The organism is Shinella granuli, assembly GCF_004341885.1.
Classification (GTDB): Bacteria; Pseudomonadota; Alphaproteobacteria; order Rhizobiales; family Rhizobiaceae; genus Shinella; species Shinella granuli.
Map to the genome: position 1 here is coordinate 12,797 of NZ_SLVX01000035.1, position 20,859 is coordinate 33,655.

At 65.0% G+C, this 20,859-nt stretch carries 22 protein-coding genes; 16 read left to right on the plus strand and 6 right to left on the minus strand.

All coding sequences use genetic code 11. The features are described from left to right. Window positions 1–224: 224 nt before the first annotated feature. Complete coding sequence (locus tag EV665_RS29095; RefSeq protein ID WP_133036822.1) at window positions 225–959, plus strand: AzlC family ABC transporter permease; 735 nt, start codon at window positions 225–227, stop codon at window positions 957–959. Beyond that, entirely contained in the window at window positions 956–1,300 is a 345-nt protein-coding gene (locus EV665_RS29100; RefSeq protein ID WP_133036823.1) for an AzlD domain-containing protein, read from the plus strand. The genes EV665_RS29095 and EV665_RS29100 overlap by 4 nt, the downstream gene beginning before the upstream one ends. Window positions 1,301–1,475: 175 nt before the next feature. Here the strand turns inward: EV665_RS29100 and EV665_RS29105 are convergent, their stop codons facing one another. From EV665_RS29105 to EV665_RS29120, 4 genes are read right to left on the minus strand one after another with little or no spacing between them, the layout of a single operon-like run. After that, on the minus strand, window positions 1,476–1,901 hold the full coding sequence (locus EV665_RS29105) for an HIT family protein (RefSeq protein ID WP_133036824.1): 426 nt from the start codon (window positions 1,899–1,901) through the stop codon (window positions 1,476–1,478). 17 nt (window positions 1,902–1,918) lie between these two features. After that, entirely contained in the window at window positions 1,919–3,112 is a 1,194-nt protein-coding gene (locus EV665_RS29110; protein WP_133036825.1) for a GNAT family N-acetyltransferase, read from the minus strand. 1 nt (window position 3,113) lies between these two features. After that, window positions 3,114–3,839 (minus strand): glycerophosphodiester phosphodiesterase, encoded by a 726-nt coding sequence (locus EV665_RS29115; RefSeq protein ID WP_064330157.1) that lies wholly within the window; start codon window positions 3,837–3,839, stop codon window positions 3,114–3,116. Next, the gene (locus EV665_RS29120; protein ID WP_133036826.1) at window positions 3,839–4,303 is read right to left on the minus strand and encodes a RidA family protein; all 465 of its coding nucleotides are present in this window, start codon (window positions 4,301–4,303) and stop codon (window positions 3,839–3,841) included. Before EV665_RS29120 ends, EV665_RS29115 begins: the two co-directional genes overlap by 1 nt. A gap of 179 nt (window positions 4,304–4,482) precedes the next feature. Here EV665_RS29120 and EV665_RS29125 point away from each other — a divergent pair, with 179 nt between their 5' ends. The 14 genes from EV665_RS29125 (at window position 4,483) to lpxB (ending at window position 18,952) form a co-directional block, all read left to right on the plus strand. Further along, complete coding sequence (locus tag EV665_RS29125) at window positions 4,483–5,310, plus strand: cell envelope integrity EipB family protein (protein WP_064330155.1); 828 nt, start codon at window positions 4,483–4,485, stop codon at window positions 5,308–5,310. Window positions 5,311–5,696: 386 nt separating this feature from the next. Continuing rightward, window positions 5,697–6,458 carry a 30S ribosomal protein S2 gene (gene rpsB, locus EV665_RS29130; protein WP_064330154.1) on the plus strand — a complete coding sequence of 254 codons (762 nt, stop codon included), beginning with the start codon at window positions 5,697–5,699 and terminating at the stop codon, window positions 6,456–6,458. Between the two features lie 242 nt (window positions 6,459–6,700). Further along, window positions 6,701–7,627 (plus strand): translation elongation factor Ts, encoded by a 927-nt coding sequence (gene tsf / locus EV665_RS29135; RefSeq protein WP_050744016.1) that lies wholly within the window; start codon window positions 6,701–6,703, stop codon window positions 7,625–7,627. 186 nt (window positions 7,628–7,813) lie between these two features. Then, window positions 7,814–8,536, plus strand: coding sequence for a UMP kinase (gene pyrH / locus EV665_RS29140; protein WP_133036827.1), 723 nt, complete (start codon window positions 7,814–7,816; stop codon window positions 8,534–8,536). Between the two features lie 57 nt (window positions 8,537–8,593). Further along, window positions 8,594–9,154, plus strand: coding sequence for a ribosome recycling factor (gene frr, locus EV665_RS29145; protein WP_064330152.1), 561 nt, complete (start codon window positions 8,594–8,596; stop codon window positions 9,152–9,154). Window positions 9,155–9,196: 42 nt separating this feature from the next. Continuing rightward, complete coding sequence (locus EV665_RS29150; protein WP_064330151.1) at window positions 9,197–9,943, plus strand: isoprenyl transferase; 747 nt, start codon at window positions 9,197–9,199, stop codon at window positions 9,941–9,943. Continuing rightward, entirely contained in the window at window positions 9,943–10,776 is an 834-nt protein-coding gene (locus EV665_RS29155; protein WP_064330150.1) for a phosphatidate cytidylyltransferase, read from the plus strand. The genes EV665_RS29150 and EV665_RS29155 overlap by 1 nt, the downstream gene beginning before the upstream one ends. Window positions 10,777–10,801: 25 nt before the next feature. Next, the gene (gene rseP, locus EV665_RS29160) at window positions 10,802–11,935 is read left to right on the plus strand and encodes an RIP metalloprotease RseP (protein ID WP_133036828.1); all 1,134 of its coding nucleotides are present in this window, start codon (window positions 10,802–10,804) and stop codon (window positions 11,933–11,935) included. Window positions 11,936–12,176: 241 nt separating this feature from the next. Further along, window positions 12,177–14,507: an outer membrane protein assembly factor BamA gene (gene bamA, locus EV665_RS29165; protein WP_064330148.1), complete on the plus strand. Its 2,331-nt coding sequence runs from the start codon at window positions 12,177–12,179 to the stop codon at window positions 14,505–14,507. 49 nt (window positions 14,508–14,556) lie between these two features. Then, window positions 14,557–15,624 (plus strand): UDP-3-O-(3-hydroxymyristoyl)glucosamine N-acyltransferase, encoded by a 1,068-nt coding sequence (gene lpxD / locus EV665_RS29170; protein WP_064330147.1) that lies wholly within the window; start codon window positions 14,557–14,559, stop codon window positions 15,622–15,624. Further along, window positions 15,617–16,084 (plus strand): 3-hydroxyacyl-ACP dehydratase FabZ, encoded by a 468-nt coding sequence (gene fabZ / locus EV665_RS29175; RefSeq protein WP_064330146.1) that lies wholly within the window; start codon window positions 15,617–15,619, stop codon window positions 16,082–16,084. Before lpxD ends, fabZ begins: the two co-directional genes overlap by 8 nt. A gap of 2 nt (window positions 16,085–16,086) precedes the next feature. Further along, entirely contained in the window at window positions 16,087–16,896 is an 810-nt protein-coding gene (lpxA, locus tag EV665_RS29180) for an acyl-ACP--UDP-N-acetylglucosamine O-acyltransferase (RefSeq protein ID WP_133036829.1), read from the plus strand. A 5-nt stretch (window positions 16,897–16,901) separates the two neighbouring features. Continuing rightward, a complete protein-coding gene (locus tag EV665_RS29185) occupies window positions 16,902–17,780 on the plus strand; it encodes an LpxI family protein (protein WP_133036830.1) in 879 nt (292 codons plus the stop codon). Continuing rightward, entirely contained in the window at window positions 17,777–18,952 is a 1,176-nt protein-coding gene (gene lpxB, locus EV665_RS29190) for a lipid-A-disaccharide synthase (protein ID WP_133036831.1), read from the plus strand. Before EV665_RS29185 ends, lpxB begins: the two co-directional genes overlap by 4 nt. A gap of 132 nt (window positions 18,953–19,084) precedes the next feature. Here lpxB and EV665_RS29195 read toward each other — a convergent pair whose 3' ends face one another. Next, window positions 19,085–20,290, minus strand: coding sequence for a multidrug effflux MFS transporter (locus EV665_RS29195; protein WP_133036832.1), 1,206 nt, complete (start codon window positions 20,288–20,290; stop codon window positions 19,085–19,087). Window positions 20,291–20,418: 128 nt separating this feature from the next. Then, window positions 20,419–20,754, minus strand: coding sequence for a Grx4 family monothiol glutaredoxin (gene grxD, locus EV665_RS29200; protein ID WP_064330141.1), 336 nt, complete (start codon window positions 20,752–20,754; stop codon window positions 20,419–20,421). Window positions 20,755–20,859: the final 105 nt, after the last annotated feature.

Sequence of the window (20,859 nt, forward strand, 5' to 3'; positions counted from 1 at the left end):
GAAGGGGCCGGGCAGGCGACTGCCCGGCCCATATTGTTGAAGAAATGGCGCAAGCCACCCTGCCAAGCCGGTCCCATACGATCGCAAACCGCGCCCACCCTCTGTCGTCATCCTCGGCCCCGAGCCGAGGATCCACAAGCGCGGGCGTGGCGTGGATGGTCGGGTCAAGCCCGACCATGACGGAGGGGTAGCCGTCCGGCTTTGTTTTTCTGCAAGAGAATTGAATGACCGCCCCGCCAGACCCCCAATCCCAGAGCCACTGGTTCCTCCTCGGCATGCGCGGCATCTTCAGCCTGCCGGCGATCATCCTGATGCTGTCCTTCGTGGGGTTCGCCGCCTTCACGGCGGAGGCGAAGGTGCCGGTCGACCAGGTGATGTTCATGACCGGCATGGTCTGGGCGCTGCCGGCCAAGGTGATTCTCGTCGGCTCCATGCTGTCGGGCGCACACATCGCGACGGCGTTCCTCGCGGTGACGTTGTCCTCGGTGCGCATGATGCCGATGGTGGCGGCGCTCATCCCGGAAATCCGTGACCGCCGCACGCCGACCTGGCTGCTGCTGATCGTCTCGCATTTCGTCGCCATCACCGCCTGGGTCTTCGCGATGGAGAAGGTGCGGGACGTGCCGCGCGGCGGCCGCGTCGCCTTCTTCGCCGGCTTCGGCGTGACGCTGACGCTCACCAATATCGTGCTCGTCGGCCTCGTCTATGGCGCGGTCTCGGAGTTCCCGCCCATCGTCTCCGGCTGCCTGTTTTTCCTGACGCCGGTCTATTTTCTCACCTCGATCTGGATTTCCGCGCGCCACCGGGTGATCTACTGGGCGCTCGGCATCGGGCTCGCGCTCGGCACCATCTTCGCGGTGGTCGCGCCCGAATACGACATCCTGCTGGCCGGCGTCATCGGCGGCACCGCGGCCTGGTGGGGCGAGCGCGCGCTGCGCCGCCGGGAGGCGGCGCGATGAGCTTCGACGGTCTCTGGCCCTATATCTACATCGCCATCGCCGGCTGGCTGGCGACGGATCTCTGGCGCTGGGCGGGCGTCATCGCCGGCAACCGCATCGACGAACGGTCCGAGCTCCTGAACTGGGTGAGGGCAGTGGCGACGGCGCTGGTGGCGGCGGTCATCGCCAAGCTGATCGTCTTCCCGACCGGCACGCTGGAGGCCTCGCCTCTCTGGCTGCGGCTCGGGGCCGTCATGTTCGGCGGCCTCTGCTTCTTCATCGGTGGCCGCTTCCGCCAGATCGCCGGCATTGCCGCGGCCATCGCGTTCCTTGCCGCGGGGCTGGTCTTGCTGGGTGTTTGAAACGGGCGATTCCGTGTGGGGTTTGCCCCTCACCCTAACCCTCTCCCCGCAAGCGGGGAGAGGGGACCTGCCCCACGAACGGGACTTGTTTGAGGAAACCGGCGCGGCATATCCCCTTCTCCCCGTTCACGGGGAGAAGGCGGCCGGCAGGCCGGATGAGGGGCCGCGCGATATGTCAGCCCTTCAGCGCCTTGCGCAGCTTCTCCGCATTGGCCGCGAGCACGCCCTGGTCCTCCATCGTGCCGGAATGCGGCTTCAGCGGCTGGCCCTCGACGCGCGGGATGACGTGGAAATGCAGGTGGTAGACGGTCTGGCCGGCGGCCGGTTCGTTGAACTGCATGACGGTGACGCCGTCAGCCTCGAAAGCCTCCTTGGCGGCGGCCGCCACCTTCTGCACCACCGGCAGCAGGCGCGACAGCGTCTGCGGGGCGGCGTCGAGGATGTTGCGCGACGGCGTCTTGGGGATGACGAGCGTGTGCCCGTTCGCCTGCGGCATCACGTCCATGAAGGCAACGGCGTCGTCGTCCTCGTAGACGCGGTGCGCGGGGATCTCGCCGCGCAGGATCTTCGCGAAGATGTTGTTCGTGTCGTAGGCGGTCATGCTCGTCTCCGATGTGCTCAGTCGTGGTCGTCCTGGCCGCTCATGCGGCGGAAGGGGCCGTGTTCGGCAAGATATTCGCCCGTCGCCTCGACGTCACGGCGCTCGCGCTCGAGATAATCGGCGACGGCACGCCGCAGGCCCGGATGGGTGATGTGGTGGGCCGAATGGGTGGTGACGGGCAGGTAGCCGCGCGCCAGCTTGTGCTCGCCCTGCGCGCCGGCCTCGACCCGCGCCAGCCCCTTCTCGATCGCGAAATCGATGGCCTGGTGGTAGCAGACCTCGAAATGCAGGAAGGCATGGTCCTCGATGCAGCCCCAATGCCGGCCGAAGAGCGTGTCGCCGCCGATGAAGTTGATCGCGCCGGCGATGTAGCGGCCGTTGCGCCTTGCCATCACGAGCAGGATGTCGTCCGCCATGCGCTCGCCGATCAGGCTGTAGAAGCGTCGGTTGAGATAGGGCCGGCCCCATTTGCGGCTGCCGGTGTCCATGTAGAAGGTGAAGAACTGGTCCCAGATTTTTTCGGTCAGGTCCCCGCCGGTCAGCCAGTCGATTTCGATGCCGTGCTCGAGCGCCGTGCGGCGCTCCTTCTTCAGCGCCTTGCGCTTGCGGGAGGCGAGCGTTTCCAGGAAATCCGCATGCGAGCCGTAGCCCGCATTGAGGAAATGGAACTGCTGGTCCGTGCGGTGCAGGTAGCCCGCGGCCTCGAAGACCGGCATTTCCGCTTCCGGCACGAAGGTGACATGCGCCGAGGAGACGCCATGGCGTTTCGACAGTTCCTTCAGTCCCTCGGCCAGCGCGGCCTGGGTCGCGATGACCGGCTGGTCCGCCCGGTGGAGGAGGCGCGGGCCGGTGGCCGGGGTGAAGGGAATGGAGGCCTGCAGCTTGGGATAATAGCGCCCGCCGGCACGCTCGAAGGCGTCGGCCCAGCCATGGTCGAAGACATATTCGCCCTGGCTGTGGTTCTTCAGATAGACGGGCAGGGCGCCGAGAAGGGCGCCGTCGTCGCCCTCCAGGAGGAGGTGCTGGCCGAGCCAGCCGGTCTCGGCGACGGCACAGCCCGATTCTTCCAGCGCGGAGAGGAAGGCGTGGCTGACAAAGGGATTGTACGGCACCTGCGCGTCGTCCCTGGAGGCGCCGGAAAGACGCCCCCAGTCGCCCGCCGGAATATCGGCGAAGCTGGTTTCGACGCGGATGCGCACCGTCCCGGCCATGTTATGCCGTCAGCGGCTCGCGCGGATCGAAGCCCTCGAAGGTCATCTGGTCCGCGTTGAGCGCCGTGATCGTGCGCGCCTCGTCGTCGCGCACGGTCCAGGTGATGACCTGCCGGCCGAGGTCGCGCTGCCGGCTGACGAAGGCGTTCGGCAGATGGCCGTAATAATAGGAGATGAAATCGAGCCCGAGCTGCATCGCCTCCTCGTGCACGGCGAAGTTTTCCGGCCGCGCGCCTTCCGCCGTCAGGCCGACGGGACGGCTGGTGCCGATCGCCTTGAGGTCCTTCAAGAGCCAATGGTCGAAGCTCATCAGCGCGACGGGGCCGTCATAGTCTTCGATCGTGTCGAGCACGGCCATGGCGAAGCCGTCGTCATCGCCCTCGCGCCCCTTCAGCTCCAGGACGAGCGGCACGCGGCCCTTCACGAGGTCGAGGAGCTGCCGGAGCGTCGGCACGCCGTCCTGCGTGCCGCCGACCTTCAGGAGGCCGAGTTCGGCGGCGGTGCGCTGGCGCACGTCCCCCTCGATGCCGCAGAGCCGCTTCAGGTCGTCGTCATGGAACACGACGGGAATGGCATCGGCGGCATAGTGCAGGTCGCATTCGATGGCAAAGCCGGCATCGGCCGCGCGGGCGAAGGCGGAGAGCGTGTTTTCCCAGACCTTGCGGTTGAGATCGTGATAGCCGCGATGGGCGATCGGCCGCTCGGTCAGCCAGTGGAATTTCTGCATCAGGCGATTTCCATGATGGCGTCGATCTCGACGGCCGCATTCAGGGGAAGCGCGGCCATGCCGACGGCGGCGCGGGCATGCTTGCCGGCATCGCCGAGGGCCGCGACGAGGAAGTTCGACGCGCCGTTGATGACGAGGTGCTGTTCGACGAAATCCGGCGCGGAGGCGACGAAGCCGTTGATCTTGATGATGCGCTTGATGCGCGAGAGGTCGCCGAGGGCGGCCTTGGCCTGGGCGAGAAGGCCGAGAGCGCACAGTTCCGCCGCCTTCTGGCCGCCGGGCACGTCGACATTCCCGCCGAGATGGCCGGTGACGGCGAGCTTGCCGTCCAGCATCGGCAACTGGCCGGAAATGTGGAGCACGTTGCCGCTGATGACGAAGGGCACGTAGTTGGCGGCCGGCGCTGCGGCCACGGGAATGTCGTAGCCCAGTTCCTTGACGCGGTTTTCGATTTCAGCGGACATTCCGGTCTCCGTTTCTTGTCGCCGGTCCATAGATAGGAGCGGCGAGGGGCGGCTGTGAGGGGCATTGCGGCGCGGATCGTCGCAATGGTGGAAATGAAGTTGGCAAGACGTGGATATTGCCTCGCTTTTGCCGGAAGAGTTCATATAACATCACGACCGACTTCAACAGGAGGAAACGGATGTTTCGTTCAGCCTTTGTCGCGGCCCTGACGGCCGGGGCATGCTTCGCCGGCAGCGGCGTTCCGAGCGCCTTTGCCACGCCGGCGACCGGGCTTGCGCCGCACCGCGCCGTCTATGACCTCAAGCTGAAGGACGCGACCGAGCGCTCCGGCATCGCCGGCATGTACGGCCGCATGGTCTACGAGTTCAACGGCAGCCCGTGCGACGGCTACACGGTGAGCTTCCGCTTCGTCACGCAGGTCAATACCGGCGAGGAAACGCGCCTCACCGACCAGCAGACGACCACCTACGAGGACCTGAAGAACGGCAGCTTCCGCTTCCTCACCCGCTCCTTCACCGACGAGAAGCTGGACAAGGAGGTGCGCGGCACGGCGCGCGAGGACAAGGAAGGCGTCAGCGTCGATCTCACCGCGCCGGACACGAAGCAGGTGGAGCTTGCCGCAAGCCGTTTCCCGACCGAGCACATGCTCGACGTCATCGAACACGCCAGGAAGGGCGAGCGCTTCTTCGAGGCGCGCCTCTTCGACGGCTCGGACGCCGGCGACAAGACGCTGATGACGACCGCCGTCGTCGGCAAGAAGGAAATGCCCAAGGCGGGCGACCCGGATGCCGACAAGGCCGGCAGCTTCTCCAAGGAAGCGTTCTGGCCGGTGTCGATCGCCTATTACAACGATACGAGCGAAGGCGACGCGCTGCCGGTCTACCGCATGTCCTTCAAGCTCTACGAGAATGGAATCACCCGTGACCTCACCATGGACTACGGTGAGTTCGTGCTGAGCGGGAAGCTTGCCAAGCTTGAGATGTTCAAGCCGCAGGAATGCAAATAGGGCGGTGGGCGAAGGACGTCCGCTCAACCTCTCCTCCGTCATGGTCGGGCTTGACCCGACCATCCACGCCGCGGGCGCCAGGTACGGATCCTCGGGTCGAGCCCGAGGATGACGACAGTGGATGGGCGGCGTTCGTTGTCGATGTGGCCTCTTTGAAGACGCAAAAGGGGCGCCGACTACCGGGCAAATGCCAAGGGCAATGTCCTGCATACCCACTTTTTTACCCCGCTGCCCTTGATTTGCCGGGAAACTGCGGTTAAGGGGCAGCCATTCCACACGTGAGGCATGGGATTGTCCGGGAGAAATCCGGGCGGTTCCGCCGGTGGCGTTTCCGAAGGAAGCGCTGATCGCCTTGCGGAGGTTCAACCGGAAAAGGATGACAAGGCATGGCATTGCCCGATTTCTCTATGCGCCAGCTCCTGGAAGCCGGCGTTCACTTCGGCCACCAGACCCACCGCTGGAACCCGAAGATGAAGCCGTATATCTTCGGCGACCGCAACAACGTTCACATCATCGACCTGGCACAGACCGTTCCGCTCTTGTCGCGCGCCCTTCAGGTCGTGTCCGACACCGTTGCCGGCGGCGGCCGCGTGCTCTTCGTCGGCACCAAGCGCCAGGCGTCCGACATCATCGCCGATGCCGCCAAGCGTTCGGCCCAGTACTACGTCAACGCCCGCTGGCTCGGCGGCATGCTGACGAACTGGAAGACCATCTCCAACTCGATCCAGCGCCTGCGCAAGCTCGACGAGATCCTGTCCTCGGAAGGCTCCGGCTATTCCAAGAAGGAACGCCTCAACCTCGAGCGCGAACGCGAGAAGCTTGAAAAGGCCCTCGGCGGTATCCGCGACATGGGCGGCACGCCGGACCTGATGTTCATCATCGACACCAACAAGGAATCGATCGCGATCCAGGAAGCCAAGCGTCTCGGCATCCCGGTCGTCGCCATCATCGATTCGAACTGCGACCCGGACCCGATCGACTTCCCGATCCCCGGCAACGACGACGCCTCGCGCGCCATCGCCCTCTACTGCGACCTGATCGCGCGCGCCGCCATCGACGGCATCGCCCGCCAGCAGGGCGCATCGGGCCGTGACCTCGGCGCGTCCGCCGAGGTTCCGGTCGAGCCGGCTCTCGAAGCCGAAGCGTAAGGCCGAGGTCGGAGCGAGGTTTCGTTCCTGCTTTCCTATCCAACCGAGGCCAGAGAGACGATCCCTGGCCTCGGCTTGTTTGAAGACCCTGTCTGCCACGATCCCCAAGGATCGCTTTTGCGGCGACAGGTCCGAGGTGATCTTCATCACCCTGTCACACTTCCGGGTACATTCGTTCCCAAAACCTTGAGTTCGCCGAGGTTTTCCGGCGACACGCAACAAGAACCGACAAGAGGCTCACAATGGCTGAAATCACCGCTGCACTGGTGAAGGAACTGCGCGAAAAGTCCGGCGCAGGCATGATGGACTGCAAGAAGGCGCTGGCGGAAAACAACGGCGACATCGAAGCGGCAATCGACTGGCTGCGCGCCAAGGGCATCGCCAAGGCCGACAAGAAGTCGGGCCGCACCGCAGCCGAAGGCCTGATCGGCATCGCCAGCGCCGGCACCAAGGCCGTCGTCGTCGAGATCAACTCCGAAACCGACTTCGTTGCCCGCAACGATGCCTTCCAGTCCATGGTTCGCGGCGTTGCCGACGTGGCGCTGACCACCGATGGCACCGTCGAAGCCGTTGGCGCCGCCACCTACCCGGCAACCGGCAAGTCGGTCACCGATACGATCAAGGACGCCGTCGCCACCATCGGCGAGAACATGAACCTGCGCCGCTCGGTCCTGCTGTCGGTCGAGGATGGCGTCGTCGCGACCTACATCCACAATGCCGCCGCCGACCGTCTCGGCAAGCTCGGCGTTCTCGTCGCGCTGAAGTCGACCGGCGACAAGGAAGCCCTGAACGCCATCGGCCGCCAGGTCGCCATGCACGTCGCCGCCACCGCGCCGCTCGCCATCCGCGCCGAAGAAGTCGACGCTGCCGTCGCCGAGCGTGAACGCAACGTCTTCATCGAGCAGTCGCGCGCCTCCGGCAAGCCGGACGCCATCATCGAGAAGATGGTCGAAGGCCGCATGCGCAAGTTCTTCGAGGAAGTCGCCCTGCTGTCGCAGGCCTTCGTCATGAACCCCGACCTCACGGTCGGCGCCGCCGTCAAGGAAGCGGAAAAGACCGTCGGCGCGCCGATCGAAGTCGTCGGCATGGCCCGCCTGCTGCTCGGCGAAGGCGTTGAGAAGGAAGAAACCGACTTCGCTGCCGAAGTCGCAGCCGTCGCCAAGGGCTGATTTCTTAATCCCGTTAGGGAAAAGAACGGGGCGCCGCGTGACAACGCGGCGCCCTTCGTGTATCCGGCTTGCCGAAATGCCTGCCCCGAAATTCTCAAGCGGCGATGGCTGCCCTCAAGCGGGACCGCCCCCGGTTCCGCCCGGCTGCCGGTTCGGGAGAGCAGGCGCACGAGTTCAGGAGCGATCATGACGGCCAAGCCAATCTACAAACGTGTTCTGTTGAAAGCCTCCGGCGAAGCGCTGATGGGCTCGCAGGGCTTCGGCATCGACGTGGCGGTCGCCGACCGCATCGCCTCCGACATCGCCGAGGCCCGCGCGCTCGGCGTGGAGGTCGGCGTCGTCGTCGGCGGCGGCAACATCTTCCGCGGCGTCGCTGTCGCCTCCAAGGGGGGCGATCGCGTCACCGGCGACCACATGGGCATGCTGGCGACCGTCATCAACGCCCTGGCGCTGGCCACCTCGCTGCGCAAGCTCGACATCGACACCGTCGTCCTCTCGGCGATCGCCATGCCGGAGATCTGCGAGAGCTTCTCCCAGCGCGCGACGCTTCATCACCTCTCGCTCGGCCGTGTGGTGATCTTCGCCGGCGGCACGGGCAACCCGTTCTTCACGACCGATTCGGCCGCCGCGCTGCGCGCCGCCGAAATGGGCGCCGAGGCGATCTTCAAGGGCACGCAGGTCGACGGCATCTATTCGGCCGATCCGAAGAAGGACCCGACCGCCACCCGTTTCGACCACCTGAGCCACAGCGAAGTCCTGGAAAAGGGCCTTGCCGTCATGGACGTCGCTGCCGTCGCGCTGGCGCGTGAAAACCATATTCCGATCATCGTCTTCTCCATCCATGAAAAAGGCGGCTTTGCCGAAATATTGACCGGTGGCGGACGCGGGACCATCGTAACCGACAACTGATTCTTGAGGCGCGCACGCGGAGCGCGTGCAGCCGCTCTATGAAAACGGGAGCATCCGATGAGTGAAGGTATTGACCTGAAGGAACTGAAGCGTCGCATGGACGGCGCGATCACCGCATTCAAGAACGACATCGCGTCGCTGCGCACCGGCCGCGCCTCGGCCAACGTGCTCGATCCGGTGCAGGTCGAGGCCTATGGGTCGCGCGTGCCGCTGAACCAGGTCGCCAACATCTCCGTTCCCGAGCCCCGCATGCTGTCGGTCTCCGTCTGGGACAAGGGCATGGTCGGCGCCGTCGAGCGCGGCATCCGCGAATCCAATCTCGGCCTCAACCCGATCATCGACGGCCAGAATCTGCGCATTCCGCTGCCGGAGCTCAACGAGGAGCGCCGCAAGTCGCTCGTCAAGGTCGCCCATGACTATGCCGAAAAGGCCAAGGTCGCGATCCGCCATGTGCGCCGCGACGGCATGGACGACCTCAAGAAAGCCGAAAAGGATGGCGATATCGGGCAGGACCTCTCCCGCAGCCAGTCCGAAAAGGTGCAGAAGATGACGGACGAGACGATTTTGGACGTCGATCGCTTGCTTGCCGAGAAGGAAAAGGAAATCATGCAGGTCTAGGGCTCCGGCCACCTGCCTCCGTTCCTCCTTTCCGGATCGTTCATGAACCAGCTCTCGCCCAGCACCGCACCGGCACACGTCGCCATCATCATGGATGGCAACGGACGCTGGGCGAATGCACGCGGCCTGCCGCGCGCCATGGGGCACCGCAAGGGTGTCGAAGCGGTGCGCGAGGCCGTGCGCACGGCCGCCGAATGCGGCGTCTCCTACCTCACGCTCTTCGCCTTCTCCTCGGAAAACTGGAGCCGGCCCGAGAGCGAGATCTCCGACCTGATGGGGTTGCTGAAGACCTTCATCCGGCGCGATCTTGCGATCCTCCACCGCGAGAACGTGCGCATCCGCGTCATCGGCGACAAGTCGAACCTTTCGAGCGACATCCTGCCGTTGCTGCTGGAGGCCGAGGATACGACCCGGGCAAACACCGGCATCACCCTCGTCATCGCCTTCAATTACGGCGCGCGCGACGAGATCGCCCGTGCCATGCGCCGGCTTGCGGCCGATGTCGCCGCCGGCCGCCTCGATCCTTCCGAGATCACCCCGGACCGTATCGGCGCCTCGCTCGACACATCGGGCATTCCCGACCCCGACCTCATCATCCGCACCAGCGGCGAGGAACGGCTGTCCAACTTCCTGCTCTGGCAGGCGGCCTATGCGGAACTGATGTTCATTCCCGAATTCTGGCCCGATTTTTCGCGCGACACCTTTGTCGCCGCGCTGTCGCGCTATGCCATGCGCGAGCGCCGCTTCGGCGGCCTGCAGGCGGCAAAGACGCTTGCGGTGGGGTCGTGATGCATAGCGAACTGCGCCTGCGCATCCTCTCCGGCATCGTGCTTGCCGCCGTCGTTCTGGCCGCGACCTGGCTTGGCGGCCTTGCCTTCCGGCTGCTCGCCTCGGCCATCGCGCTGCTCGTCTACTACGAGTGGTCGACGATCATCCGCCTGCCGGAAACGGATTTTCGCGCCAACGCCTTCGGCTGGCTGTCGGTCGTGCTCGTGGCGGCGCTGGTGCTCTTCGGCTTCGACGAGCTCGCGCTGCCCGCGCTGATCGGCGCCACCCTGATCGGCATCGCCTATGCCTTTGCCCTGAAGGGCAGCGGCTGGCTTGCCGGCGGCATCGTCTATTCCGGCCTGACGGCGATCTCGCTCGCCGCCATCCGCGGCGACACCGGCCATGGCTTTGCCGCCATGCTGTTCATCTTCGCCGTCGTCTGGGCGACGGACATCCTTGCCTATTTCGTCGGCCGGGCGATCGGCGGGCCGAAGCTCGCCCCGCCCATCTCGCCGGGAAAGACTTGGTCGGGGGCGATCGGCGGGGCGATTTCGGCGGTTATCGCCGGCACGCTCGTACACATGATCTTCTTCCCGCTGAACGGCCTGTGGGTGCCGGCGATCGCGCTCGTTCTGTCGGTCTTCAGCCAGGTCGGCGACCTTTTCGAATCCTTCATCAAGCGCCGTTTCGGCGTGAAGGATTCCAGCCGCCTCATTCCGGGACATGGCGGCGTCATGGACCGGGTCGACGGCCTTGTTTTTGCCTGCTTCGCCGCGTTCCTCATTGCGTTTGGCGATGCGATCGTTTCGGGCACCGTCAACACGCCGGCCGGCGTGTTCCTTTTCGGCCCGTAGCGGCGACACATTGGGGATTGGGTTCATGGACATGCTGGCTGGCTCCGTTGGATTCGTGACGGGCTACATCCTTCCCTTCCTGGTCGTGCTGACGCTCATCGTCTTCGTGCACGAGATGGGCCACTACCTTGCCGGCCGCTGGTCCGGCATCGGCATCACCGCCTTCTCCGTCGGGTTCGGCCCGGAGCTTCTCGGCTTTACCGACCGCCACGGCACGCGCTGGAAGCTCTCCGCCATTCCGCTCGGCGGCTATGTGAAGTTCCTCGGCGACGACGACCCGGCCTCGATTCCGGACTACAATGCCGTCGCCGCGCTGCCGGAGGATGTGCGCAAGCGCACCTTCCTCGGCGCCGCGCTCTGGAAACGGGCGGTCACGGTCGCCGCCGGTCCCATCGCCAATTTCATCCTCGCCATCGCCATCTTCGCCGTGATGTTCTCCATCTACGGCCGCCAGATCGCCGATCCGATCGTCGCGGAGGTGCGGCCGGACAGCGCCGCGCAGGAGGCGGGCGTGCGGCCGGGCGACCTGCTGGTCGCGCTCGATGGCAACCCGGTCGCGACCTTCGACGACGTGCGCCGCTATGTCAGCGTGCGCCCGGAGCTGACGATCACGGTGACGGTGCGCCGCGACGGCCAGGACCTCGACCTGCCCATGGTGCCCAAGCGCACCGAGATCACCGACCAGTTCGGCAACAAGATCGAACTCGGCCTGATCGGCATCGTGACCAACCAGGAAAGCGGCAATTTCCGCGTCGTGGAATACGGTCCGGTCGAGGCCGTGGGGCAGGGCGCGCTGCAGAGCTGGCACATCGTGACGGGGACGTTCGACTATCTGTCCAACCTCGTCATGGGGCGCATGAAGGCCGATCAGCTCGGCGGGCCCATCCGCGTGGCGCAGGCTTCCGGCCAGATGGCGACGCTCGGTGTTGCCGCCCTGCTGCAGCTTGCCGCCGTTCTGTCTGTTTCCATTGGACTTTTGAACCTGATGCCGGTTCCGGTACTTGATGGCGGCCATCTGATGTTCTATGCGGTGGAGGCTATCCGGGGCAGGCCTGTCGGGCCCGGGGCGCAGGAGATCGCATTCCGCATCGGCATGGCGCTGGTGCTCATGCTGATGGTTTTCGCGACCTGGAACGACATTTCCATGCTCCTCGGCTGAGGTTTGCCGCATTGCCGGCAGGGAATCAAAAAAAGGGGGCCGCTTACGCTGGGGTAGTCGCGCTAACGCTCTGTTTACCGTAATGAAACGGATGTAGTGGCCTTCGGGCCACGGTTGGAATTGAAGTAAACAGAAATTAACGCGTGCGCTTGCTTGTATGGCAAAAGCGGTTAAAACGGCAAACGTGACCGGAGTCGGGCGCGCGCCTGCCGGGACGTTGAAACGAAGGTAAGTAGTGAAGATGAAAGCTGGTTCAAACTTTTTGAACGCCGTGTCGGCCGTTGCATTGTCGGCCAGTATGGTTGTCACGGGCGGCTCTTTTGCCACGCTTGTCTCCGCCACCGTCGCGGAAGCGGCCGTTATCCGTAGCATCCAGGTGCGTGGTGCCAGCCGTGTGAGCGCCGATACGGTCAAGGCGAACATCACCATCACGCCCGGCAAGAACTTCTCCAATACCGATATCGACGCGTCCGTGCGCCGTCTCTTCGCGACCGGCTACTTCTCGGATGTGAAGATCTCCGTTTCCGGCAGCACGCTCGTCGTCACGGTCGATGAAAACCAGTTGATCAACCAGGTCGTCATCAACGGCAACCGCAAGATCAAGGACGAGAAGCTCACGCCCGTTCTGCGCTCGCAGTCGCTCGGCCCGTACAGCGAAACCGCCATCGAGGCCGACAAGCAGGCCATCCGCGACGCCTATGCCTCGATCGGCCGTTCCGACGCCACCGTCACGACGCAGGTCTATCCGCTCGGCAACGGCCGCGTGAACGTCGCGTTCGTCGTCGACGAAGGTGACCGCACGAAGATCTCGCAGATCAATTTCGTCGGCAATCAGGCCTACAGCAACAGCCGCCTGCAGGCCGTCATCGTCACCAAGAAGTCGAACTTCCTGTCGTTCCTGACCCGCAAGGACGTCTACAGCGAAGACAAGCTGCGCGCCGACGAAGAGGCGCTGCGCCAGTTCTACTTCAATAACGGCTATGCCGACTTCCGCGTCGTCTCGTCGGAAGCCGTCCTCAACGAAGCGTCCAACGAATATGTCGTGACCTTCACGGTCGAGGAAGGTCAGCGTTACGATTTCGGTGAGATCAACGTCGAATCGACGGTCGAGGGCATCGACGGGGACGAACTGAAGGGCCTCGTTGAATCGCGCCCGGGCAAGATCTACCGCGCCCGCGACGTGCAGGACACGATGTCCGAGATTTCCAGGCGCGTCGCGGCCAACGGCTATCCGTTCGCCCGCGTGACGCCGCGCGGCAACCGCGACCTCGGCAACGGCACGATCGCCGTCGACTACCTCGTCGACCAGGGCGAGCGCGCCTATGTCGAGCGCATCGAGATCCGCGGCAACACCCGCACGCGCGACTACGTCATCCGCCGCGAGTTCGATATCGGTGAAGGCGATGCCTTCAACCAGGAAGTCATCACGCGCGCCAAGCGCCGCCTCGAGGCGCTCGGCTACTTCTCGACCGTCAACATCTCCACGGCGCCGGGCAGCTCGCCGGACCGCGTGGTTCTGGTCGTCGACGTCCAGGACCAGTCGACCGGGTCGTTCGGTATCGGCGCCGGTTACGAGACGGGCAACAAGGGCGGCTTCAAGCTGGAGGCCTCGATCGAGGAGAAGAACTTCCTCGGCCGCGGCCAGTATATCCGCGTTGCTGCCGGTGGCGGCGAGAACTCGCGCGACTACAACCTGTCGTTCACCGAGCCTTATTTCCTCGGCTACCGCCTGGCGGCCGGCTTCGACGTCTTCAAGAACGAGGACGACAGCGAGGATTACTACAGCGTCGATACGCAGGGCTTCACCCTGCGCGTGACGGCTCCGATCACGGAAGACCTGTCGACATCGCTGCGCTACAACTACACCAAGCTCGACTACAATTCGGGCGACCTGGACGAGTTGTCCTCGCCGTACCAGCACGCCGTGGTCAATGGTCCCTGGGTTCGTTCCTCGATCTCGCACAGCCTGACCTACGACACGATCGACGACCGTACGCTGCCGCGCGAAGGTATCTTCGCCCAGATCACGCAGGAATTTGCCGGCCTCGGCGGCGATTCGGATTTCTACAAGATTTCGGGCAAGGCCCGTTACTTCCATACGCTGCTGGAAGACGCCGACGTCATCGGCTCGATCGCGGTCAGCGGCGGTCACATGTGGGGCCGCAACGACGTGAAGGTCTTCGACCAGTTCACGCTGTCGGCGAACGACCTGCGTGGCTTCGAATCGGCCGGTATCGGCCCGCGGGCGACCTCGACACGCGACTCGCTCGGCGGCACGACCTACTTCACGGCGTCCGCGGAAGCCTCCTTCCCGCTGCCGTTCATCGCCCGTGACTCGGGCTTCCGCGGTGCTGTCTTCGTCGATGCCGGCACGCTTTACGGCAATGACGTCAAGACCGTGGCGGCCGACAGGGTTCGCGGTGACGACATGAGCCTGCGCGCTTCGGTCGGTGCCTCGATCATCTGGGCGTCGCCGTTCGGTCCGCTGCGTGTCGACTATGCGGTTCCGATCAAGAAGGAATCCTTCGACGAGGTGCAGCGCTTCAAGTTCGGCATCGCGACCCAGTTCTGAGGTAGGCAGTCCAGAACTGCGAGAAGACGGACGTTCTGGAGTCATGCCTATGGAGCATAACTGGTTTTTTCCGCCCCATGACGGCATTCGCCTGGGTGACCTTGCCGCACGGCTTGGGGCGGAACTCGCCGATCCTGCGCAGGCCGACCGTGTCGTGCGCAGCGTCTCGCCCGTGAACCGGGCGAAGGACGGCGATCTCTGTTACATCCTCTCCCGAAAATTCCGCGCCGAGCTCGAGACGAGCGAAGCGACGGCGATCCTGTGCGACCGGGCTCTGGCTTCGCTCGTTCCGCCGAAGATCGCCGTTCTGATTTCGGCCCGCCCGCACACCGCCTTTGCCCGTGCCGGGGAAATGCTGCACCCCTCGGCCATGCGGCCGGAGGCGATGACCTCGGCGCCGGCCGGAATCGCACAGGGTGCCTATGTCGATCCGCAGGCGCGTCTCGAAGACAATGTCTCCGTCGAACCCATGGCGGTGATCGGCAGGGGTGCGGAGATCGGCGAGGGCAGCCGCATCGGCCCGGGCGCGATCATCGGCGCGGGCGTGCGCATCGGCCGTGACTGCACGATCGCCGCGGGCGTCACGATCCAGTGCGCGCTGATCGGCAACAATGTCATCATCCATCCCGGTGCACGCATCGGCCAGGACGGGTTCGGCTATGCGCCCGGCCTCAAGCCCGGCATGATCAAGATCGTCCAGATCGGCCGCGTCATCATCCAGGACCATGTGGAGATCGGCGCGAACACGACGGTCGACCGGGGCACGATGGACGACACCGTCATCGGCGAGGGGACCAAGATCGACAACCAGGTGCAGGTCGGCCACAATGTGCGCATCGGCCGCCATTGCGGCATCGTCAGCGGCGTCGGCATCGCCGGCAGCACGCGCATCGGCGACGGCGTGATGATCGGCGGCGCGGCCGGCATCAACGGTCATATCACCATTGGCGACGGCGTGCAGATTGCTGCCATGAGCGGTGTCGTCGCCGATATTCCACCGGGCGAGAAATACGGCGGCATCCCCGCCCGCCCGATGCGCGATTTCCTGCGCGACATGGCGGAGATCGCCATGCGTTCCAGCACTCGAGTCCAGAAAAAGGGGGGCAACGATGAGTGAAGAGACCAAGGCGACGCTCGGCGTGGCTGATCTGCGTGAAATCCTGACGCTGCTTCCTCATCGCTATCCATTCCTGCTCGTCGACAAGATCATCGACATCGACGGCGACGATTCGGCCGTCGGCATCAAGAACGTCACGGTCAACGAGCCGCAGTTCATGGGCCATTTCCCCGACCACCCGATCATGCCGGGCGTGCTGCTCATCGAGGGCATGGCGCAGACGGCCGGCGCGATCTGCGCCCGCAAGACGCGCAGCGGCTCCAACCTCGTCTATTTCATGACGATCGACAATGCCCGCTTCCGCAAGCCGGTCGTGCCCGGTGACCGCGTCGAGTTCCATGTCGTCAAGCAGAAGCAGCGCGGCAATATCTGGAAGTTTCACTGCGATGCAAAAGTTGATGGGCAACTCGTCGCGGAAGCTGATATCGGCGCGATGATCGTCAAGAAGGAAGACGCCTGATCATGATTGCCGCCAGCGCGAAGATCCACCCGCTCTCCGTCATCGAGGACGGGGCGGTCATCGGTGAGAACGTCGTCGTGGGACCCTTCTGCCATGTCGGGCCCAAGGTCGTTCTCGGCGAGGGCGTGGAGCTTCTGACGCATGTGGTGGTCACCGGCCGTACCGATATCGGCCGCGGCACGCGCATCTTCGCCAATGCCGTCATTGGCGGCGATCCGCAGAGCGTGCATCACGACGGCGCCGAGACGACGCTTTCCGTCGGCGAGATGTGCGTCATCCGCGAAGGCGTGACGATGAACACCGGCACGACCGAAGGCGGCGGCAGGACCGTCGTCGGCAGCAACAACCTGTTCCTCGCCAATTCGCATGTCGCGCACGATTGCCAGCTCGGCAACCACATCATCCTGTCGAACAATGTGATGCTCGCCGGCCATGTGACCGTCGAGGACCGGGTGATCCTCGGCGGCGGTTCGGCGGTGCACCAGTTCACCCGCATCGGCCGGCAGGCCTTCATCGGCGGGCTTTCGGCGGTTTCCTACGATGTCATCCCCTATGGCATGCTGAACGGCAATCCGGGCATCCTCGGCGGCCTCAATGTCGTGGGCATGAGCCGCGCCGGCATGGAGAAAGCGACGATCCACGCGGTGCGTCGCGCCTTCAAGCAGATCTTCGACGGCGAGGGCTCTATCCGCGCCAATGCGGCCGCGATCCGTGCGGATTATGCGGACAGCGTGCCCGTCATGCACATCCTCGATTTCATCGCGGCCGAAAGCGACCGCGCGCTCTCGTCCCCGAACCGCGGCAAGGGCTGAGCGGCATGGCGGACGGCCGGCCCCTCGTGCGCGACCGGCTGGCCATCATCGCCGGCGGCGGCCTCCTGCCGCGCTACGTCGCGGATGCGGCCCGCGCGCATGGCGAGGATCCCTACATCCTGGCGCTGCGCGACGAATCCGGTCCGGACTGGTCCGGCTTCGACCATCAGGTCACCTCCATCGGCGACTATGCCGGCATCGGCGCCGCCTTCCGCGCGAAGGGCATCGGCCGCGCCGTGCTGTCGGGTTCCGTCCGGCGCCGGCCGGAATGGCGGGACATCCATGCGCCGCTGAAGGCCCTTGCCGCCGTTCCCTCCATTATCCGCACGCTTCTGAAGGGCGGCGACGACGCGGTGCTGAAAATGGTCATCCGGCTGATCGAGGCCGAAGGGGTGCGTGTCGTCGGCGCACATGAGATCGTGCCGGACCTGCTCGGCAGCGAAGGCCCGCTCGGCGCCGTCGCGCCGGATGCGGCGGCTGAGGCCGATATCGCCGCCGCCGCCGCCGCCGCGCTGGCGCTCGGCCGACTCGACGTGGGGCAGGGCGCCGTCGCGCTCGGCGGGCGCGTGGTGGCGCTGGAGGGGGCGGAGGGCACGGATGCGATGCTGGAGCGGGTGGCGGGCCTGCGTGCGGCCGGGCGCATCTCCGCGCGGCGCAAGGGCGTTCTCGTCAAGCTCTGCAAGCCGGAGCAGGACCTGCGCGCCGACCTGCCGTCGATCGGCATGGAAACGCTGCACCGCGCCCGCGCTGCCGGCCTTGCCGGCATTGCGGTGGAAGCGGGGCGCTCGCTGGTGCTGGAGCGCGCGGCGCTCGTTGCAGAAGCGGATGCCCATGGCCTGTTCGTGACGGGCATCGTGCCGGACAGGACGGAGATGCAACGATGACGGAAAGGCCCCTGACGATCGGCGTCGTTGCCGGCGAGGTTTCCGGCGATCTGCTCGGCGGTGACCTGATCGCGGCGCTGCGGGCCGCCCATGCCGGGCCGGTGGCATTGGTCGGCGTCGGCGGCGAGGCGTTGGAGCGGCAGGGGCTCACATCCCTGTTCGATTTCTCCGAACTCTCCATCATGGGCATCTCGCAGGTGCTGAAACGCCTGCCGTCGCTTATCCGCCGCATCCGCCAGACGGCCGATGCGCTGATCGCCGCACGGCCGGACGTGCTCCTCATCATCGACAGTCCGGACTTCACCCACCGCGTGGCGCGCCGCGTGCGCAAGGCGCTGCCAGGCCTGCCGGTCGTCAACTATGTCTGCCCGAGCGTCTGGGCCTGGAAGGAAGAGCGCGCACCGCGCATGCGGGCCTATGTCGACCATGTGCTCGCCCTGCTGCCCTTCGAGCCCGCCGTGATGGAGCGGCTCGGCGGCCCGGCGACGACCTATGTCGGCCACAGGCTGATCGGCGATCCCGACATCCAGCACATCCGCGCCGCGCGCCTTGCCCGCGCCGGGCAAGCGCCCGGCGAGCGCGTCTGCCTGCTGCTTCCCGGTTCACGCGGCACCGAAATCACCCGCCTGCTGCCGGTCTTCGGCGCGGCCGTGCAGGAGATCACCGCACGAAACCCCGGCACGCGCTTCCTCCTGCCCACCGTGCCGCGGCAGGAGGCGCTGGTGCGCAAACTCATGGCCGACTGGCCGGTGAAGCCGCAGATCACCGTGTCCACCGCGCAGAAATGGCAGGCCTTCATCGATGCCGATGCGGCGATCGCGGCATCCGGCACCGTCATCCTCGAACTGGCGCTTGCCCGCGTGCCCGTCGTCTCGACCTATCGTTTCGACTGGCTCGCCAACCTCTTCCTCGGCAAGGTGAAGATCTGGACGGCGGCGATCCCCAACATCATCGCCGACTATGCCGTCGTGCCGGAATACCTGAACGACATGGTGCGCCCCGGCAGCCTGACCCGCTGGTTCGAGCGGCTTTCGACCGACACCGCGCAGCGCAGCGCCATGCTGGAAGGCTACGACCTCGTGCATGCGCGCATGCAGACCACCCGCCTGCCCGGCGAGACCGGCGCGGCAGTCATCCTCGATCTGCTCGCAACGAAAAAGCAAGGCGGTTAGACGTCAAGCACCGCCGCTCCGTGTTCTCGCATGGCGACGATAGCGAGTTTTGCCGGCTTTCCCTTTGGCTTGAGGCGCCCGAAAGGTGGCTTTCTCTCGCGCGCCTTGCCGGAGGGAGGGGTATGGCCCTCCTCAAACCGGCTTGTTATGCGGCTGGAACAGCTTTCCGCGCTCGGCGATCAAGACGAAGATCAGGCCGATGATCGACAGCACGAAGAAGCCCATGACCAGCGGCAGGGCCGTGCCGTTGAAGGCCTGGCCGATGAGGGCGCCGAGGATCGTGCCGCCGGCCGTGCCCATGAAGCCGAGCACCGAGGAGGCCGTGCCGGCGACGTGGCCGAGCGGCTCCATGGCGAGCGAGTTGAAGTTCGAGCCGATCCAGCCGAACTGGAACATCGACAGCGCGAAGAGCACGATGAAGGTCGGGAAGGGCAGGTGCGGCATCCAGACGAGCGTCAAGAGCAGCCACAGCGCGTTGACGCCGAGGAAGCCCAGCAGCGCGCCATGCGACAGGCGCCGCATGCCGAACTTGCCGACGAGCCGGGCGTTGACGAAGGACGACAGCGCCATGAAGGCGGCGACGCCGGCAAAGGCGACCGGGAACCAGACGCCGAGGCCGTAGATGCCGACATAGATCTGCTGCGCCGAGTTGATGAAGCCGAACAGCGCGCCGAAGATGAAGGTGCTGGCGAGCGTGTAGCAAAGCGCCACGCGGTCCGTCAGGACGATGCGGAAGCCGCCGAGGATCGAGCGGACCGTGAAGGGCCGCACGTCTTCGGGATGCAGGGTTTCCGGCAGGCGGAAATACATCCAGGCCCAGATTATGGCGGCCATGACCGCCATGAAGACGAAGATGAGGTGCCAGTCGCCGAACAGCATGACGACCTGGCCCGTGCCCGGCGCCAGAACCGGAACGACCATGAAGACCATCATGATCAGCGACATGACTTCCGCCATCGCGCGGCCGCCGAAAATGTCGCGGACGATCGAGATGGTGATGACGCGCATGGCGGCCGAACCGATGCCCTGGATGAAGCGCAGCGCAAGAAGCGCGGCAAAGCTCGGCACGAGGATCGCGGCGAGCGACGAGACGACATAGATGCCAAGGCCGACGAACATGGGGATGCGCCGGCCGAACCGGTCGGAGATCGGTCCGTAGAGCAACTGTGCGAAGGCGAAGCCGATCAGATAGGCGGAAATGACATATTGCCGGTGGTTCTCGTTCTCGACGCCGAGGCTGGCGCCGATTTCCTGCAGGCCGGGCAGCATGATGTCGATGGCAAGTGCATTGAGCGCCATCAGGAGCGCCATGAGCGCAATGAATTCCATCTTGCCCATGCCTTTGAGGCGCTGGGCCGATTCAGGGGAAAGTCCAGACATAATCACTATATTCCATGAAAGAGATAAGGCGCCGCTGGATGCGGCGCCTTTGAAAAGCTTGGGGTCTTCGGGAAGACCGTTAAGCGTCAGGCAGCGCCCTTGATCGAAATACCCTGTTCCTGCAGATGCGACTGCAATTCGCCCGACTGGAACATCTCGCGCACGATGTCGCAACCGCCGATGAACTCACCCTTCACGTAAAGCTGCGGGATGGTCGGCCAGTTGGAATAGTCCTTGATGCCCTGACGGATGTCGGCGTCGGCCAGCACGTTGATGCCCTTGTAGCCCACGCCCACGTAGTCGAGGATCTGCACGACCTGACCGGAGAACCCACACTGCGGGAATTCCGGCGTGCCCTTCATGAACAGGACGACGTCGTTCGTCTTCACTTCGTTTTCAATGAAATCGTGGATGCCACTCATAGCCGTATTCCCTATGGTCAGGACCTATTAAATTGATTGCATAGGCTACGATTGGTTGATTCAATGGCGATGCAGGGAGGCATTGCCATGAGTGATTTGATCTGG

Bases quoted from the DNA above. Each gene is read 5' to 3' on its own strand.
- EV665_RS29095 (WP_133036822.1), top strand. From the start codon at position 225: ATGACCGCCCCGCCAGACCCCCAATCCCAGAGCCACTGGTTCCTCCTC.
- EV665_RS29100 (WP_133036823.1), top strand. From the start codon at position 956: ATGAGCTTCGACGGTCTCTGGCCCTATATCTACATCGCCATCGCCGGC.
- EV665_RS29105 (WP_133036824.1), bottom strand. From the start codon at position 1,901: ATGACCGCCTACGACACGAACAACATCTTCGCGAAGATCCTGCGCGGC.
- EV665_RS29110 (WP_133036825.1), bottom strand. From the start codon at position 3,112: ATGGCCGGGACGGTGCGCATCCGCGTCGAAACCAGCTTCGCCGATATT.
- EV665_RS29115 (WP_064330157.1), bottom strand. From the start codon at position 3,839: ATGCAGAAATTCCACTGGCTGACCGAGCGGCCGATCGCCCATCGCGGC.
- EV665_RS29120 (WP_133036826.1), bottom strand. From the start codon at position 4,303: ATGTCCGCTGAAATCGAAAACCGCGTCAAGGAACTGGGCTACGACATT.
- EV665_RS29125 (WP_064330155.1), top strand. From the start codon at position 4,483: ATGTTTCGTTCAGCCTTTGTCGCGGCCCTGACGGCCGGGGCATGCTTC.
- rpsB (WP_064330154.1), top strand. From the start codon at position 5,697: ATGGCATTGCCCGATTTCTCTATGCGCCAGCTCCTGGAAGCCGGCGTT.
- tsf (WP_050744016.1), top strand. From the start codon at position 6,701: ATGGCTGAAATCACCGCTGCACTGGTGAAGGAACTGCGCGAAAAGTCC.
- pyrH (WP_133036827.1), top strand. From the start codon at position 7,814: ATGACGGCCAAGCCAATCTACAAACGTGTTCTGTTGAAAGCCTCCGGC.
- frr (WP_064330152.1), top strand. From the start codon at position 8,594: ATGAGTGAAGGTATTGACCTGAAGGAACTGAAGCGTCGCATGGACGGC.
- EV665_RS29150 (WP_064330151.1), top strand. From the start codon at position 9,197: ATGAACCAGCTCTCGCCCAGCACCGCACCGGCACACGTCGCCATCATC.
- EV665_RS29155 (WP_064330150.1), top strand. From the start codon at position 9,943: ATGCATAGCGAACTGCGCCTGCGCATCCTCTCCGGCATCGTGCTTGCC.
- rseP (WP_133036828.1), top strand. From the start codon at position 10,802: ATGGACATGCTGGCTGGCTCCGTTGGATTCGTGACGGGCTACATCCTT.
- bamA (WP_064330148.1), top strand. From the start codon at position 12,177: ATGAAAGCTGGTTCAAACTTTTTGAACGCCGTGTCGGCCGTTGCATTG.
- lpxD (WP_064330147.1), top strand. From the start codon at position 14,557: ATGGAGCATAACTGGTTTTTTCCGCCCCATGACGGCATTCGCCTGGGT.
- fabZ (WP_064330146.1), top strand. From the start codon at position 15,617: ATGAGTGAAGAGACCAAGGCGACGCTCGGCGTGGCTGATCTGCGTGAA.
- lpxA (WP_133036829.1), top strand. From the start codon at position 16,087: ATGATTGCCGCCAGCGCGAAGATCCACCCGCTCTCCGTCATCGAGGAC.
- EV665_RS29185 (WP_133036830.1), top strand. From the start codon at position 16,902: ATGGCGGACGGCCGGCCCCTCGTGCGCGACCGGCTGGCCATCATCGCC.
- lpxB (WP_133036831.1), top strand. From the start codon at position 17,777: ATGACGGAAAGGCCCCTGACGATCGGCGTCGTTGCCGGCGAGGTTTCC.
- EV665_RS29195 (WP_133036832.1), bottom strand. From the start codon at position 20,290: ATGGGCAAGATGGAATTCATTGCGCTCATGGCGCTCCTGATGGCGCTC.
- grxD (WP_064330141.1), bottom strand. From the start codon at position 20,754: ATGAGTGGCATCCACGATTTCATTGAAAACGAAGTGAAGACGAACGAC.